This is a genomic window from Pseudomonas sp. EA_65y_Pfl2_P74 (assembly GCF_963970575.1).
In the GTDB taxonomy this organism is placed as follows: domain Bacteria; phylum Pseudomonadota; class Gammaproteobacteria; order Pseudomonadales; family Pseudomonadaceae; genus Aquipseudomonas; species Aquipseudomonas baetica_A.
The window spans coordinates 34,911-51,023 of the sequence record NZ_CAXAOQ010000032.1 but is presented as its reverse complement, the minus strand read 5'-3'; the positions used below and the strand labels follow the sequence as shown (position 1 = coordinate 51,023).

The window sequence follows — 16,113 nt, the reverse complement described above, 5'->3', positions numbered from 1 at the left end:
TAGACCCGACGCCTTTCAGACGTCGGGTTTGGGCCCAATCAGATGGGCGTCAGGCAACCTTCCTGCAAATGCAGGACGCGATCCATCTGGCGAGCCAGGTTCATGTCGTGAGTCACCACCAGAAACGCCGTGCGCATCGAAGTGCTGAGCTCCAGCATCAAATCCTGAATGCCTTGGGCGGTATGGGAATCGAGGTTGCCGGTCGGCTCATCGAGCATCACCAGGCCGGGATTGTTGACCAGGGCGCGGGCGATGGCGACACGCTGACGTTCACCACCGGACAGTTCGGCCGGCTTGTGCTCAAGACGATGACCCAACCCTACCCGCTCCAGCAACGCCGTGGCGCGCTGACGTGCTTGCGGGATCGGCGTCTTGCCGATCAACAGCGGCATGCAGACGTTTTCCAGTGCGGTGAATTCCGGCAGCAGGTGGTGAAACTGGTATACGAACCCCAGCGCACGGTTACGCAGCAGGCCGCGCTTCTTCTCGCTCAGCGCCGAGAGTTCTTCGCCATCGAGCCAGACGCTGCCCTGGGTCGGCGTGTCGAGGCCACCCAACAGGTTGAGCAAGGTACTTTTGCCCGAACCCGAGGTGCCGACGATTGCGACACGCTCGCCCGGGTGCAACTCCAGTTGCAGACCGGCCAGCACTTCTACCGACTCCGGACCTTCCTCGTAGGATTTGCCCAGGTTGCGGCAGCTCAAGATTGCTTGTTCACTCATGCCCGACTCACTCATAACGTAGCGCCTCCGCCGGCTGGGTGCGCGCGGCACGCCAGGCTGGATACAGGGTGGCGAGGAAACTCAGGACCAACGCAGCGGCGCAGACCATGACCACATCCTGGCTCTGCACCTGCGACGGAAGATAATCAATGAAATACACGTCAGCATTAAGGAATTTGTGGCCGATCAGGCCTTCAAGGGCCGAAATCGCAGCACTGACGTTAAGCGCGGCCAGGATTCCGACCACCGCGCCAATGGCGGTGCCAACCACGCCGATCACCGTGCCTTGCACCATGAACGTGCGCATGATGGTGCCCGGTGTCGCACCGAGAGTACGCAGAATGGCGATGTCGCCCTTCTTGTCGTTCACCACCATCACCAGCGTGGAAATGATGTTGAACGCCGCAACAGCGACGATCAGCAGCAACAGCAGCCCGATCATGGCTTTTTCCATACGGATCGCCTGATACAGATTGCCGTGGGTGCGCGTCCAGTCGCGAGCGTAGTAATGGTCTTCGCCAAGTTGCTGGGCGATGCTCCATGCCACGCGCGGCGCCTGGAACAGGTCGTCGAACTTCAGACGGATACCCTGCACCTGATCAGGTTTCCAGCGACGCATTTTCGCCAGATCCTGCAGGTTGGTGACGCCCAGAAAGCCGTCCAGTTCACCGGCGCCGACATGAAAAATGCCCACCACGGTGAAGCGCTTCATGCGCGGGAACATCCCGGCCGGGGTCACGCTGACCTCCGGCGCAACAAAGGTGACCTTGTCACCGAGGCCCACACCAAGCTTGGTGGCGGCCTTGTCGCCGATAACGATGCCAAAGCTGCCCGGCGTCAGGTCGTCGAGTTTGCCCTGCTTCATGAAGTTGTCGATGATCGACACGTTGCGCTCAAGCGCAGGGTCGATGGCATTGAGCAACACCTTGGAGATTTGACCGTTGTTGGTCAGCAGGCCCTGCATCTGGGTAAACGGCGCAACCGCCGCCACCTGCGGGTTCTGCTTGACCTTGGCGGCCAGGCTTTGCCAATCGTTGATCGGCTCGGTGGATTCGATGGTCGCGTGGGGCACCATGCCCAGCACGCGGGTGCGCATCTCATGATCGAAGCCGTTCATCACCGAGAGCACGACGATCATCACGACCACGCCAAGGGCGAGCCCGATCATCGAGGTCAGGGAAATGAATGACACAAAATGATTGCGACGCTTTGCACGGGTATAACGCGTGCCGATAAATACGAAGAGAGGTCTGAACATGTCGGGGCTTGTTCGGAGGGAAAAGGAACGTCCTTGTGGCGGGGGTCGATAACCAGCTTTACACTCAGACCACCGCCGCTACCATGGGTTCGCCATGTCGACATTAGATGAAGAAGATCGCCGCGAATACTACCGTATCGAGGACACGATCGCACTGGAAATTAGGCCTCTGTCTGCTCCCGAAGCCGCAGGCCAGGAAGTGTTGCAGGATGCTTCCCCACTCTTCAACCTGCTCAGCGAACTGCACCTGAGTGAATTCGAGTCGCAGCACCTGTTGCGCCAGATCAGCGAACGCGACAGGGCCATCGCTGCGTTCCTGAAATCGCAGAACAAGCGCATCGACCTGCTTAGCCAGGTGGTCGCCCTGACCGTGCTCGGCCACATCGGCGAGCCGCAACCGGTGATCATCTCCGAAGGCGGGATCGACTTTCAGTACCCGACGCCGATTGCGGTCGGTGCGCACCTGTCGGTGAAACTGGTGCTGATGCCTCAGGCGCTGGGCCTGCTACTGCGCGCCCGCGTCACCCATTGCGACCGCAAGGGTGACGGCTATGACGTCGGCACCGAGTTCGAACACCTGACCGATGCCCAGCGGCAGTTGCTCGCCCGCTATATCTTGCAGAAGCAGGCTCAGGAACGACGTCTGGCCCGCGAACAGAACGAGTCTGGCATTTAAATTAAGGAAGCACCGTGACCCTCATCTACGGCCACCGCGGCGCCAAGGGCGAAGCACCGGAAAACACCCTGACCAGCTTTCAGGAATGTCTCAAGCACGGCGTACGCCGTTGCGAACTGGATCTGCACCTGTCCAAGGACGGCGAGTTGATGGTCATCCATGACCCGACGCTCAAGCGCACCACCGAGCGGCGCGGCAAAGTGGTCGAACACACTGCCGCCGAACTGGTGACCTACGACGCGCGCAAGGGCGGCCCGGGCTGGATCAAGCCGTGCCCGATTCCGACGATGGAAGAGTTGTTCGAGAAATGCGATTTCGAACACTGGCAACTGGAAGTCAAAAGCGCTTCACGCACCCGTGCCGCGACCACGGTACTGGCGATTCGAGAAATGGCTCAACGCCACGGTTTGCTGGACAAGATCACGATTACTTCGAGTTCGCGAGAAGTATTGAAAGCGGCGCTGGATCTGGTGCCGGACGTGTCGCGCGGCCTAGTAGCCGAGTACGCCTGGCTCGATCCGTTGAAGGTCGCCCAGAATTATGGCTGTGAGATTCTGGCGCTGAACTGGACGCTGTGTACGCCGGAACGCCTGCAAAAGGCGCAGCGTCAGGGGCTGCATGTGTCGGTATGGACCGTCAACGAGCCTGCGCTGATGCGCAGACTCGCCGACTTCGGCGTTGACAGCCTGATTACAGACTTTCCCGGTTTGGCCACTGCCACCCTCGAGAATTGCTGAAATCGGTCTCCCCGGCCGGCTCAGGCCACCGGCCGGAGCCCGTCAAAAAAGCCGGTTGAGGCCATCGTACGCCGCTACCCGATAGGCTTCGGCCATGGTCGGGTAGTTGAACGTCGTGTTGACGAAGTACTTCAGGGTATTCAACTCGCCCGGCTGGCTCATGATCGCCTGACCGATGTGCACGATCTCCGACGCCTGATAACCAAAGCAGTGAACGCCCAGCACTTGCAGGGTTTCACGGTGGAACAGGATTTTCAGCATGCCTTGCGGCTCGCCGGCAATCTGCGCTCGCGCCATGCTCTTGAAGAACGCTTTGCCGACTTCGTACGGCACTTTGGCCTGGGTCAGTTCCTGCTCGTTCTTGCCGATCGAACTGATCTCCGGAATCGTGTAGATACCGGTCGGCACGTCATTTACAAAGCGCCAGCTACCATTATCAACGATGCTGCCGGCCGCCGAACGACCCTGGTCGTGGGCGGCACTGGCCAGGCTCGGCCAGCCGATCACGTCGCCCGCACCGTAAATGTTCGGCACGCAAGTGTGATATGCCTCGTCGACTTCGATCTGACCACGGCTATTGACCTTCACGCCGATGTTTTCCAGACCCAACTGATCGGTGTTGCCGGTACGGCCGTTGCACCAGAGCAAGGCGTCGGCCTTGATCTTCTTGCCGGACTTGAGGTGCAGGATCACGCCGTTATCGACGCCTTCCACACGCTCGTAGTCTTCGTTGTGGCGCACGGTGATGTTGTTGTTGCTGAAGTGGTAGCTCAACGCCTGGGAGATTTCCGAGTCGAGGAAGCTCAGCAATTGACCGCGGTTATCCACCAGCTCAACCAGTACCCCCAGACCACTGAAGATCGAAGCGTATTCGCAACCAATCACGCCCGCGCCGTAGACGATCAGTTTGCGCGGTGTGTGGCCGAGGCTGAGGATGGTGTCGCTATCGTAGATACGCGGGTGGTGGAAATCGATGTCGGCCGGGCGATAAGGACGCGAGCCGGTGGCGATGATGATGTGCTTGGCCACCAGTTTCTCGACCACACCGTTGGCGCAGACCACTTCGATGGTTTGCTCGTCGGCGAAGCTGCCAGTACCAAAGAACACGTCGACGCGGTTACGGGCGTAGTAGCCGGTACGCGAGGCGACTTGTTTGGCAATGACTTTTTCGGCGCTTTTCAACACATCCGGGAAGGAGAACCAGCGCGGCTCACCGATCGCCCGGAACATCGGGTTGGTGTTGAACTGCATGATCTGCCGCACCGAGTGACGCAGTGCCTTGGACGGGATGGTGCCGAGGTGGGTGCAGTTGCCGCCGACCTGACGACGGCTGTCGACCATCGCGACCTTGCGCCCTGCTTTGGCGGCGTTCATTGCCGCGCCTTCTCCCGCTGGGCCAGAACCCAGTACCACCACGTCGTAGTTGTAGACAGCCATGCGTACTCCTCAGAACAGGCCGAGGTGCCAGCAGCACCTGCGGCTAAATCACGCCGAATGGCGGCGCGAAGGAACAATTGGGGGCCAGTAATGAACCCGGACACAGTCTATAGAAGCGTCACCGCCGCGCACATTAACCCTTGGTCGCGTCGTAGGCTACTTTTGCCTGCACTACAACGCCAGCTTTCGTACTGTCCTCAGTCAGTTTTTGTGCCACTGAGCCGCTCGAAAGCCTGAGTGGTGCGTATGACGAAACCTGTATCGGCACGCATTACAAAGAATGCAGCAATGTCATGTTTTTCGGCATAGTCCCACGCCCTTTCAGGACCGAGAATCAGCAACAGTGTCGATAGTCCATCGGCCATCAACGCTGAAGGATGAATCACCGTGACTGACGCGAGGTCATGTAGGACCGGCGCACCGCTGCGGGCATCGAAGGTGTGGGAATAGCGCCTGCCATCGTGCAGAAAATAGTTGCGGTAGTCGCCGGAGGTGGAAACGCCGTAGCCATTGACGTTGATGATGCGCTCGGCGACTTGTTGATCATCGCGAGGCTCTTCCAGTGCGATGCGCCAGGGCGAGCCGTCGAGTTTTTTGCCCTTCGCCTTCAGCTCGCCCGTGGCCTCGGCGAGGTAATCGTGGATGCCCATGGCATCCAGCCTGGCAGCGATCGTGTCGACGGCGTAACCGGCAGCGATGCTGTTGAAGTCGACTTCAACAGCGGCGTCCTTGCACAACTGATCGCCCTCAATGCGCAGATGCTGATGGCCGACCCGCTGCATCACTTCAGCCAATGCAGCGGTGTCGGGGATTTTTTCTTCGCGACCTTGCGGGCCGAAACCCCAGAGATTCATCAGCGGTTCGACGGTGAGGTCGTAGGTGCCTTCACTTTGCTCTGCCAGTTGTTCGCCGACCCGAACCAATTCGAGCACCGACGCGGGCACGGCTCGGCAACTGTCAGCGGGCAACGCGTTGAAACGCTCGATGTCCGAGTCGCTACGGTAAGTGGACAGTTGTTGATCAACTTCGCTGAGGATGCCTTCCACTTCGCTGCGAACTATCGCCGGTTCGGCAAGACCGGCGTGGCGCACATACTTGACCGACCACGTGCTGCCCATGGCCGGGCCGCCGAAGCTTTCCATGGAATCGCCGTTGCCGCAGCCGGACAAAATGCCAGCCAGCACCACGAGCCACCCCCAGCGTCCAATTAACAATTCTTCATCTCCCTGCAAAACCGCGCCAGCCATTATGGGCTACAGACCCCGCTAGCTCCCAAACGAACGCAACGACTTCATAAAAATTCAATAGTGAGTACCTGCACATGTCCTCTACAACGGGCAAAGGCAAAGCGATTTTTCGCGTTGTCAGTGGCAACTTCCTCGAAATGTTCGACTTTATGGTCTATGGCTTCTACGCCACGGCCATCGCCAAGACCTTCTTCCCGAACGACAGCGCCTTCGCCTCCCTGATGCTTTCGCTCGCCACCTTTGGCGCCGGCTTCCTGATGCGGCCACTGGGCGCGATTTTTCTGGGCGCTTACATCGACCGCCATGGTCGTCGCAAAGGCCTGATCATTACCCTGGCGATGATGGCCGCCGGCACCGTGCTGATTGCCTGCGTACCGGGATACGCAACGCTCGGCGTCGCCGCACCGTTACTGGTGTTGTTCGGACGCCTGCTGCAGGGCTTCTCGGCGGGTGTAGAACTGGGCGGTGTCTCGGTTTATCTGGCGGAAATTTCCACCCCGGGGCGCAAGGGCTTTTTCGTTAGTTGGCAATCCGCCAGCCAACAAGCGGCCGTGGTATTTGCCGGCCTGCTTGGCGTCGGCCTCAACCACTGGCTGAGTCCGGAGCAAATGGGCGAATGGGGCTGGCGCGTGCCGTTCCTGATCGGCTGCATGATCGTTCCAATAATCTTCGTCATTCGCCGCTCGCTGGAGGAGACCCCGGAATTCCAGGCGCGCAAACATCGCCCGACCTTGCGGGAAATCGTCCGCTCGATCAGTCAGAACTTTGGCATCGTCCTCGCCGGCATGGCGCTGGTGGTGATGACCACGGTTTCGTTCTACCTCATCACCGCCTACACCCCGACCTTCGGCAAAGCTGAACTGCATCTGTCGGATCTGGATGCATTGCTGGTGACGGTGTGCATCGGCCTGTCGAACTTCTTCTGGTTGCCGGTGATGGGCTCTGTATCCGACAAGATCGGCCGCAAACCCCTATTGCTGGCGGCGACAATTCTGGCGATTCTGACGGCTTATCCGGCGCTGTCGTGGCTGGTGGCGAACCCGAGTTTCAGCCATCTGCTGATCGTCGAGTTGTGGCTGTCGTTCCTGTACGGCTCGTACAACGGCGCGATGGTGGTGGCACTGACCGAGATCATGCCGGTAGAGGTTCGTACGACCGGGTTCTCGTTGGCCTACAGCCTGGCGACGGCTACCTTCGGCGGCTTCACTCCAGCGGCGTGTACTTACCTGATCCATATATTGGGCAACAAGGCTGCGCCGGGAATCTGGCTCAGCGGTGCGGCGGTACTGGGGTTGATTGCGACGCTGGTGCTGTTTCGTGGCAATAAGCATGAACTGCGCACGGCGCAAGCCTCGGTAGTCGGCGGCGCCTGACAGGACACCTTCAACAGCCGCACAAACAAAAACGCCCCGACCAAAGTCGGGGCGTTTTCATGTGCAGCTAAGGCTTAGCGCGGGAAGGCTGGCGGGTTTACACCGGCCATGTCTTCCATCACGCGAACAACCTGGCAGCTATAACCGAACTCGTTGTCGTACCAGACGTAAAGAACAACGCGGTTGTCCTGAACGATGGTTGCTTCAGCGTCGACAACACCGGCGTGGCGCGAGCCAACGAAGTCGGTGGATACCACTTCCTGCGAGTTGACGAAGTCGATTTGCTTGTGCAGATCGGAGTGCAGCGCCATGTAGCGCAGGTACTCGTTCATCTCTTCACGGGTGGCGGCTTTCTCAAGGTTCAGGTTGAGAATGGCCATCGACACGTTTGGCGTCGGAACACGGATCGCGTTACCGGTCAGCTTGCCGGCCAACTCAGGCAGGGCCTTGGCAGCAGCGGTAGCAGCACCGGTCTCGGTGATGACCATGTTCAGCGCAGCGGAACGACCACGGCGATCGCCTTTGTGGAAGTTGTCGATCAGGTTCTGGTCGTTGGTGTACGAGTGAACAGTTTCGACGTGACCGTTGATGATGCCGAACTTGTCATTCACAGCTTTGAGCACCGGCACGATGGCGTTGGTGGTGCAGGAAGCGGCGGACACGATCTTGTCGTCAGCGGTGATTTCACCGTGGTTGATGCCGTGAACGATGTTCTTCAGCTTGCCTTTGCCAGGCGCGGTCAGAACAACGCGGTCGATGCCCGGGCACGCCAGGTGCTGACCCAGACCATCGGCGTCACGCCATACACCGGTGTTGTCCACCAGCAGCGCATCTTTGATGCCGTACTGGGTGTAATCCACCTCGGTCGGGTTCTTCGCGTAGATCACCTGGATCAGGTTACCGTTGGCGGTGATGGTGCTGTTTTCTTCATCGATGGTGATGGTGCCGTTGAACGAACCATGAACCGAGTCGCGACGCAGCAGGCTGGCGCGTTTGGTCAAGTCGTTGTCGGCGCCTTTGCGCACCACGATGGCACGCAGACGCAGACCGTCGCCACCACCGGTTTTCTCGATCAGGATGCGGGCCAGCAGACGACCGATACGACCGAAGCCGTACAGTACAACGTCGGTGCCTTTGCGGGCCGAAGCGTTTTGCTGGCCAACCACGTCAGCCATCTCTTCGCGAACGAACTGCTCGGCGGTGCGGCCATTGCCTTCGTTACGGAATTTGAACGCCAACTTGCCCAGGTCTACCGAAGCCGCGCCGAGCTTGAGCTCGCTCATGGCTTTAAGCAGAGGGAATGTTTCGTGGACGGAGAGTTCGCTGTCGTCGGAAGAACGGTGGCGCGCAAAGCGGTGAGCTTTGAGAATCGCGATGACAGACTGGTTGATCAGGCTGCGGCCATAGATCGAGCTCACCACGTTGTTATTGCGGTAAAGCTGACCGATAAGCGGAATCATCGCTTCTGCGAGTGCTTCACGGTCGATCCATTCACCAAGACACTGGTCGGGCTTCTGAGTCACGGTAACCTTCCACATGTAGGGGCAGAAAAAAGGGGCTACATTATGCCGCCGGGAGCCTCTTGTAGCAATGCGCGCTTGTCGCGCAACCGGTAACAAAATCCCGTTCAAAAAAATTACGCCCTTCTCCAGCCCAGTAAAACCGGGGCCTGCAGCGCAGTCAATTTTTCGACGACTGTTAGACGATGTCCGTAACCCTCCGTAACACCACCCGGTTTCGGCACTACATAATCATTAAAAAAGTACTCGTTTTTATGGTTACCACTACATTTTGCGCAATCAGCGAAGATAGACACAGTCTGCAACTGACAGGCAGCACCTGACGCCGCTACAATTACCGACTTTGTCGCAACGCCTGGAGCTCAACCTTCCGTGCCTGTTCTGCGTCTACCGCTTCTCCCTGCCGAGGCAGGTAAACAGCACTGGGGCAACCTGCCCGGTGCCGCCCTGAGCCTGGCGATTGCCGAGGCTGCCAGCGCTGCCAAGCGCTTCACCCTGCTACTGACCGCCGACAGCCAGAGTGCTGAACGACTGGAACAGGAGCTGAGTTTCTTCGCCCCGGATTTGCCCGTTCTGCATTTCCCCGACTGGGAAACCCTGCCCTACGATCTGTTCTCGCCGCACCAGGACATCATTTCCCAGCGCATCGCCAGCCTATATAGGCTGCCGGAACTGGAGCACGGCGTGCTGGTGGTGCCGATCACCACGGCCCTGCATCGCCTGGCACCGACCAAATTCCTGCTCGGCAGCAGCCTGGTGCTGGACGTCGGCCAGAAGCTTGATGTCGAACAGATGCGCTCGCGGCTTGAAGCCAGCGGCTATCGCTACGTCGACACCGTTTACGAACATGGCGAGTTCACCGTGCGCGGCGCGCTGATCGACCTGTTCCCGATGGGCAGCAAACTGCCGTATCGCATCGATCTGTTCGACGACGAAATCGAAACCCTGCGCACTTTCGACCCGGAAAACCAGCGCTCCATCGACAAGGTCGATTCGGTCAAGCTGCTGCCGGCCAGGGAATTCCCGCTGCAAAAAGATGCGGTGACCCGCTTCAAGGCGCGTTTTCGCGAGCGTTTCGATGTCGACTTCCGTCGCTGCCCGATCTTTCAGGACCTGAGCAGCGGCATCACGCCGGCCGGTATCGAGTACTACCTGCCGCTGTTCTTTGATGAAACCTCGACCCTGTTCGATTACCTGCCACAGGACACCCAAGTGTTCTCGCTGCCGGGCATCGAGCAAGCGGCAGAGAACTTCTGGAACGACGTGCGCAACCGCTATGAAGAACGCCGCGTCGATCCATCGCGTCCTTTATTGCCACCCGCCGAACTGTTCCTGCCGGTGGAAGACTGCTTCGCCCGCCTCAAGAACTGGCCGCGGGTGGTCGCCAGCCAGCAGGACGTGGACACTGGCGCTGGTCGCGAACGCTTCCCCGCTCAAGCGCTGCCGAATCTGGCCATCGAAGCCAAAGCCACCCAACCGCTGGCGGCGCTGGCAGCGTTCCTCGATGAGTTCCCCGGCCGCGTGCTGTTCACCGCCGAATCGGCGGGCCGTCGCGAAGTGTTGCTGGAGCTGCTGGAACGCCTGAAGTTACGGCCGAAAACCGTCGACAGTTGGCCGGACTTTGTCGAGAGCAAGGATCGCCTGGCAATTACGATTGCCCCGCTCGACGAAGGCTTGCTGCTCGACACGCCTTCGCTGGCACTGGTGGCGGAGAGTCCGCTGTTCGGCCAGCGGGTGATGCAGCGTCGTCGCCGCGAAAAGCGGACCGACGCCAACAACGACGCAGTGATCAAAAACCTCACCGAGCTGCGCGAAGGCGCACCGGTGGTGCATATCGACCATGGCGTCGGCCGCTATCTGGGCCTGACGATTCTGGAAATCGACAATCAGGCGGCGGAATTCCTCACCCTGGAATACGCCGAGAACGCCAAGCTCTACGTGCCCGTCGCCAATTTGCACCTGATTGCTCGCTACACCGGCAGCGACGATGCGCTGGCCCCACTGCACCGCCTCGGCTCCGAGACCTGGCAGAAAGCCAAACGCAAAGCCGCCGAACAAGTGCGTGATGTGGCTGCCGAACTGCTCGATATCTACGCCCGTCGTGCCGCTCGCGAAGGCTACGCCTTTGCCGACCCGAAAGCCGATTACGCGACGTTCAGCGCCGGTTTCCCGTTCGAAGAAACGCCGGATCAGCAATCGACCATCGAAGCCGTGCGCGAAGACATGCTCGCGCCGAAACCGATGGATCGACTGGTCTGCGGCGACGTGGGTTTCGGCAAGACCGAAGTGGCCATGCGCGCGGCGTTCATTGCCGTGCACGGCGGCCGCCAGGTGGCGATTCTGGTGCCGACCACCCTGCTCGCCCAGCAACACTACAACAGCTTTCGCGATCGCTTCGCCGACTGGCCGGTGACCGTGGAAGTGATGAGCCGCTTCAAATCGGCCAAGGAAGTCAACGCTGCGATTGCCGATCTGGCCGAAGGCAAGATCGACATCGTCATCGGCACCCACAAGCTACTGTCCGATGACGTAAAGATCAAAAACCTTGGGCTGGTGATCATCGACGAAGAGCACCGCTTCGGCGTGCGTCAAAAAGAACAGCTCAAAGCGCTGCGCAGCGAAGTCGACATCCTGACGCTGACCGCTACGCCGATCCCGCGCACGCTGAACATGGCGGTGTCAGGCATGCGTGACCTGTCGATCATTGCCACGCCACCGGCACGACGTCTGTCGGTGCGCACCTTCGTCATGGAGCAGAACAAGAGCACGGTCAAAGAAGCCCTGCTGCGTGAACTGCTGCGCGGCGGCCAGGTTTACTACCTGCACAACGATGTGAAAACCATCGAGAAGTGCGCCGCCGATCTGGCCGAACTGGTGCCGGAAGCGCGGATCGGCATCGGCCACGGGCAGATGCGCGAACGCGAACTCGAACAGGTGATGAGCGACTTCTACCACAAGCGTTTCAACGTGCTGATCGCCTCGACCATTATCGAGACCGGCATCGATGTGCCAAGTGCCAACACCATCATCATCGAGCGCGCCGACAAGTTCGGTCTGGCGCAGTTGCACCAGTTGCGCGGTCGCGTCGGTCGCAGTCACCACCAGGCTTACGCTTACCTGCTGACACCGCCACGCCAGCAAATCACTTCGGACGCAGAAAAGCGTCTGGAGGCGATCGCCAATACCCAGGACCTTGGCGCCGGTTTCGTACTGGCGACCAACGACCTGGAAATCCGCGGCGCAGGCGAATTGCTCGGCGATGGCCAGAGCGGTCAGATTCAAGCCGTGGGCTTCACGCTGTACATGGAGATGCTTGAGCGCGCGGTGAAATCGATCCGCAAGGGCGAGCAACCGAACCTCGATCAACCGCTCGGCGGTGGCCCGGAGGTCAATCTGCGAGTGCCGGCGCTGATTCCGGAAGATTATCTGCCGGATGTTCATGCCCGACTGATCCTGTACAAGCGCATTGCCTCGGCGACTGACGAGGAAGGCTTGAAGGACTTGCAGGTCGAGATGATCGACCGCTTCGGCCTGCTGCCGGAGCCGACCAAAAATCTGGTGCGCATCACTGCGCTGAAATTGCAGGCCGAACAACTGGGCATCAAGAAGGTCGATGGCGGGCCGCAAGGTGGACGTATCGAATTCGCCGCGCAGACGCCGGTTGACCCGATGACGTTGATCAAACTGATCCAGAGCCAGCCCAAACGCTACAAATTCGAAGGCGCCACGATGTTCAAGTTCCAGGTGCCGATGGAGCGCCCGGAAGAGCGCTTTAATACTGTAGAGGCGCTGTTCGAGCGCCTCATCCCGAAAACTGCTTGAAGGACGCCGCATGCGCCTGTTTCGCTCACTGACCTTGCTACTGACCTTGGTAGCGCCCACGGCATTTGCCGATGACACCTATCAAGTTGAAATGATTCTGGTCCGCCAGAACGCGGTTCCGGCGATTGTCAGTCGCACCGCACCGGAAGACTGGGCCGCAGGCGCCCAGCGCCTGGGCGATGATAGCAACCGCACACCTGCGCTCGGCGATGTTGCCAGCAAACTCACCGCCAGCGGCGACTACAGCGTGTTGATGCACAAAGCCTGGCAGCAGCCACTTGGCGAGGCGCCGACCAAAGTCGCTGTCAGCGACGGCAAAGAACAGTTCGGCCAGTTCCCGATCGAAGGCACGCTTGAGATGAAGCTCGGGCGTTTCACCGACGTGACGGCCGACTTCTGGGTCAATCAGATCGACGCCAATGGCCTGGTCACCTCAAGCGAACGCCTGCGACAGGACAGTCACACCAAAAACGGCCAACTCAACTATCTCGACAACGGCCACCTGGCCCTGCTGATCAAGATCACTTCCCTGACGGCTCCAGCTCCACGGCAAGCGCCTGAAGCCATTGCGGACTGACCGAAGTCCTTATGTCTGCCCCCTTAAGTAAACCGTTGGCACCCTCCTGGGTCAGCCGATTCAAGGAACAAAGCCTGGAGCGTGGCCGCCGCTACGCCCTGGAAAACCGGGTACGCATCGCCCAGGTCGGCGATGCGACCATCACCGCCAGTTGCGAAGGCTCTGGCGGTAACGTCTACCGTCAGACCATTCACTTGCGCGAGTCAGCCAAAGGCACCTTGCTGTTGGTCGACGCCGGGTGCACCTGCCCGGTTCGCATCAACTGCAAACACTGCGCAGCGGTGTTGCTGCATATACAGGAAACCCTCGATTTCCCCGCCGCCGCCAAAGACGCCGAACTGCTGGAAAAACTTCAAGCCGTACTGGAGAACCGCAGCCCCAAAGCCCCGCCGCAAGTGCTGATCGACAACGTGCAACCGCTGCCACGCCTGTGGCTGGCCAGTGTCGAGTTCAGCGCTTTCGAACCGCGCAACGGCAAAATGCAGCGCTATATTCAACATCGCGCGGCGTTGTCCTTCAGTTATCTGGACGAATACGTCAGCGGGCAGAAAAACAGCGACATCCTGATTCGCCAGGAAGCCCAGACGCTGCGGATAAAACGCCACCCGGAAATAGAACAGTCCTACCGCGAACAGTTACGAATCCTCGGCTTCCGTATCGCCACGCGACAAAGCAAAGCCTTGCCGGAAAGTGCTGGCGAACTCTATGAGATGGTCAACGACAGCGCCTGGCTGACCTTTACCCTCAATGATTTGCCGAAGCTGCGCACACACGGCTGGGAATTACAGATCGACGAAGAGTTCGGCTTCGACCTGACTGCCGTGGATGACTGGTACGCCACCGTAGAACAGGCGCCGGAGCGCGACTGGTTTGATCTGGAGCTGGGGATTATCGTCAACGGTGAGCGCCTGAGCCTGTTGCCGATCCTGCTCAACCTGATGCGCTCCCATGCTGAAATCCTCAATCCGGAACGCCTTGCACGCCGCCGCGATGACGAACTGATTCTGGTCAACGTTCCGCAACGCAACAGCGAGCACGGGCCGCTGCAAGTAGCGCTGCCGCTGGGTCGATTGAAACCGGTACTCGCGACCTTGGGCGAGTTCTATTTGCAGGAACCCGGGGAAACCACCCTTCGCCTGAGCAAGGCTGACGCCACACGCTTGAATTCGCTGGAAGGCATTCCGCTGCTTTGGGAGGGTGGCGAACAGATCCGCACCTTTGCCCAGCGTCTGCGTGACATTCGCGATTTCAGTGCAAAAGCACCAGAGGGATTGAACGCGACGTTGCGCCCCTACCAGCTCGAAGGCTTGAGCTGGATGCAATCGCTGCGGCAGCTGGAGGTCGGTGGGATTCTTGCGGACGACATGGGACTGGGTAAAACCCTGCAGACACTGGCGCATATTCTCAGCGAGAAAAATGCCGGACGCCTGAACCGCCCGTGCATGGTGGTGATGCCCACCAGCCTGATCCCGAACTGGCTTGATGAAGCGGCTCACTTCACACCGCAACTGAAAGTGGTGGCCCTGTACGGAGCCAGCCGCAAAAAGCATTTCGATCATTTGGCCGACTATGACCTGATCCTCACCACCTACGCGCTGCTGCCCAAGGACATCGAGCGTCTGGCGCAACAGCCTTTGCACGTATTGGTGCTGGACGAAGCGCAGTACATCAAGAACCCAAACAGCAAAGCGGCCCAGGCTGCGCGCGAATTGAACGCTCGCCAACGCCTGTGCCTGAGCGGCACGCCACTGGAAAACCACTTGGGTGAACTGTGGTCGCTGTTCCATTTCCTGCTGCCCGGCTGGCTCGGCGACGTCAAAAGCTTCAACGCCGATTACCGCGTACCGATCGAAAAGCGCGGGAGTGAAGTCAGACTTCAGCACCTCAACGGTCGAATAAAACCGTTTTTGCTGCGCCGCACCAAGGAGCAGGTTGCGACTGAACTGCCACCCAAAACTGAAATCATCCACTGGGTCGATCTCAACGAAGCCCAGCGCGATGTGTACGAAACCATGCGCTTGGCCATGGATAAGAAAGTCCGCGACGAGATCACCCGCAAAGGCGTGGCACGCAGTCAGATCATCATTCTTGAAGCGCTGCTGAAACTGCGTCAGGTCTGCTGTGATTTGCGCTTGGTTAACGACGCTACCCTGCCCGCTCGCGGCAGTACCTCAGGCAAACTCGACAGCTTGATGGAGATGCTGGAGGAGCTGTTCGAGGAAGGTCGGCGGATACTGCTGTTTTCGCAGTTCACTTCGATGTTGTCATTGATTGAAGACGAGCTGAAAAAACGCAATATCTCCTACGCTTTGCTGACCGGGCAGACCCGGGACCGACGTACGCCGGTGAAGGAATTTCAGAGTGGCAAGCGTCAGATTTTTCTGATCAGCCTGAAGGCCGGCGGTGTTGGCTTGAACCTGACGGAAGCGGACACAGTGATTCACTACGATCCATGGTGGAACCCGGCGACCGAGAATCAGGCGACTGACCGCGCGTATCGGATCGGCCAGGAGAAACCGGTATTCGTCTACAAGATGATTGCCCGAGGCACGGTGGAAGAGAAGATTCAGCACCTGCAGAAAGAAAAATCCGACCTGGCGGCGGGCGTGCTGGATGGGCGCAAGGCGGGGGACTGGAAATTGCAGAGCGATGACATTGAAGCGCTGTTTGCGCCGTTGCCGGATAAGTTCGAGAAGCGCTAAGACTGTCGGCGTCAGTCGGGCAGTTTTTGCGAGCAAGCCCTC

The 16,113-nt window shown here is 59.3% G+C and carries 11 protein-coding genes; 6 read left to right on the top strand and 5 right to left on the bottom strand.

Annotated features, from left to right (window positions below):
- Positions 1-38: 38 nt before the first annotated feature.
- On the bottom strand, positions 39-737 hold the full coding sequence (gene lolD / locus AACY18_RS22860; RefSeq protein ID WP_401160251.1) for a lipoprotein-releasing ABC transporter ATP-binding protein LolD: 699 nt from the start codon (positions 735-737) through the stop codon (positions 39-41).
- The gene (locus AACY18_RS22855) at positions 730-1,980 is read right to left on the bottom strand and encodes a lipoprotein-releasing ABC transporter permease subunit (RefSeq protein WP_339433374.1); all 1,251 of its coding nucleotides are present in this window, start codon (positions 1,978-1,980) and stop codon (positions 730-732) included. Before AACY18_RS22855 ends, lolD begins: the two co-directional genes overlap by 8 nt.
- A gap of 94 nt (positions 1,981-2,074) precedes the next feature.
- Here AACY18_RS22855 and AACY18_RS22850 point away from each other — a divergent pair, with 94 nt between their 5' ends.
- Both AACY18_RS22850 and AACY18_RS22845 read left to right on the top strand, forming a co-directional pair.
- A complete protein-coding gene (locus AACY18_RS22850) occupies positions 2,075-2,656 on the top strand; it encodes a PilZ domain-containing protein (RefSeq protein WP_339433375.1) in 582 nt (193 codons plus the stop codon).
- 14 nt (positions 2,657-2,670) lie between these two features.
- On the top strand, positions 2,671-3,393 hold the full coding sequence (locus tag AACY18_RS22845) for a glycerophosphodiester phosphodiesterase (RefSeq protein ID WP_339433376.1): 723 nt from the start codon (positions 2,671-2,673) through the stop codon (positions 3,391-3,393).
- Positions 3,394-3,435: 42 nt separating this feature from the next.
- On the opposite strand, the gene sthA is transcribed toward AACY18_RS22845, so the two are convergent.
- Both sthA and AACY18_RS22835 read right to left on the bottom strand, forming a co-directional pair.
- Positions 3,436-4,830, bottom strand: coding sequence for a Si-specific NAD(P)(+) transhydrogenase (gene sthA / locus AACY18_RS22840; RefSeq protein WP_339433377.1), 1,395 nt, complete (start codon positions 4,828-4,830; stop codon positions 3,436-3,438).
- 197 nt (positions 4,831-5,027) lie between these two features.
- Complete coding sequence (locus AACY18_RS22835; RefSeq protein WP_339466200.1) at positions 5,028-6,077, bottom strand: FAD:protein FMN transferase; 1,050 nt, start codon at positions 6,075-6,077, stop codon at positions 5,028-5,030.
- Positions 6,078-6,151: 74 nt separating this feature from the next.
- On the opposite strand from AACY18_RS22835, the gene AACY18_RS22830 reads away from it, so the two are divergent.
- Positions 6,152-7,450 (top strand): MFS transporter, encoded by a 1,299-nt coding sequence (locus AACY18_RS22830; protein ID WP_339433379.1) that lies wholly within the window; start codon positions 6,152-6,154, stop codon positions 7,448-7,450.
- A gap of 74 nt (positions 7,451-7,524) precedes the next feature.
- On the opposite strand, the gene AACY18_RS22825 is transcribed toward AACY18_RS22830, so the two are convergent.
- The gene (locus tag AACY18_RS22825) at positions 7,525-8,988 is read right to left on the bottom strand and encodes a glyceraldehyde-3-phosphate dehydrogenase (protein WP_339433380.1); all 1,464 of its coding nucleotides are present in this window, start codon (positions 8,986-8,988) and stop codon (positions 7,525-7,527) included.
- Positions 8,989-9,342: 354 nt separating this feature from the next.
- Here AACY18_RS22825 and mfd point away from each other — a divergent pair, with 354 nt between their 5' ends.
- Genes mfd through AACY18_RS22810 form a run of 3 tightly spaced genes read left to right on the top strand, consistent with a single transcriptional unit; the run spans position 9,343 to position 16,071 of the window.
- The gene (mfd, locus tag AACY18_RS22820) at positions 9,343-12,792 is read left to right on the top strand and encodes a transcription-repair coupling factor (RefSeq protein ID WP_339433381.1); all 3,450 of its coding nucleotides are present in this window, start codon (positions 9,343-9,345) and stop codon (positions 12,790-12,792) included.
- 10 nt (positions 12,793-12,802) lie between these two features.
- The gene (locus AACY18_RS22815; protein ID WP_339433382.1) at positions 12,803-13,369 is read left to right on the top strand and encodes a CsiV family protein; all 567 of its coding nucleotides are present in this window, start codon (positions 12,803-12,805) and stop codon (positions 13,367-13,369) included.
- A gap of 11 nt (positions 13,370-13,380) precedes the next feature.
- Positions 13,381-16,071 (top strand): DEAD/DEAH box helicase, encoded by a 2,691-nt coding sequence (locus AACY18_RS22810; protein ID WP_339466199.1) that lies wholly within the window; start codon positions 13,381-13,383, stop codon positions 16,069-16,071.
- Positions 16,072-16,113 lie beyond the last annotated feature (42 nt).

Coding starts and splice junctions, on each gene's coding strand:
- lolD (WP_401160251.1), bottom strand. CDS start 737: ATGAGTGAGTCGGGCATGAGTGAACAAGCAATCTTGAGCTGCCGCAAC.
- AACY18_RS22855 (WP_339433374.1), bottom strand. CDS start 1,980: ATGTTCAGACCTCTCTTCGTATTTATCGGCACGCGTTATACCCGTGCA.
- AACY18_RS22850 (WP_339433375.1), top strand. CDS start 2,075: ATGTCGACATTAGATGAAGAAGATCGCCGCGAATACTACCGTATCGAG.
- sthA (WP_339433377.1), bottom strand. CDS start 4,830: ATGGCTGTCTACAACTACGACGTGGTGGTACTGGGTTCTGGCCCAGCG.
- AACY18_RS22835 (WP_339466200.1), bottom strand. CDS start 6,077: ATGGCTGGCGCGGTTTTGCAGGGAGATGAAGAATTGTTAATTGGACGC.
- AACY18_RS22830 (WP_339433379.1), top strand. CDS start 6,152: ATGTCCTCTACAACGGGCAAAGGCAAAGCGATTTTTCGCGTTGTCAGT.
- AACY18_RS22825 (WP_339433380.1), bottom strand. CDS start 8,988: ATGTGGAAGGTTACCGTGACTCAGAAGCCCGACCAGTGTCTTGGTGAA.
- AACY18_RS22815 (WP_339433382.1), top strand. CDS start 12,803: ATGCGCCTGTTTCGCTCACTGACCTTGCTACTGACCTTGGTAGCGCCC.
- AACY18_RS22810 (WP_339466199.1), top strand. CDS start 13,381: ATGTCTGCCCCCTTAAGTAAACCGTTGGCACCCTCCTGGGTCAGCCGA.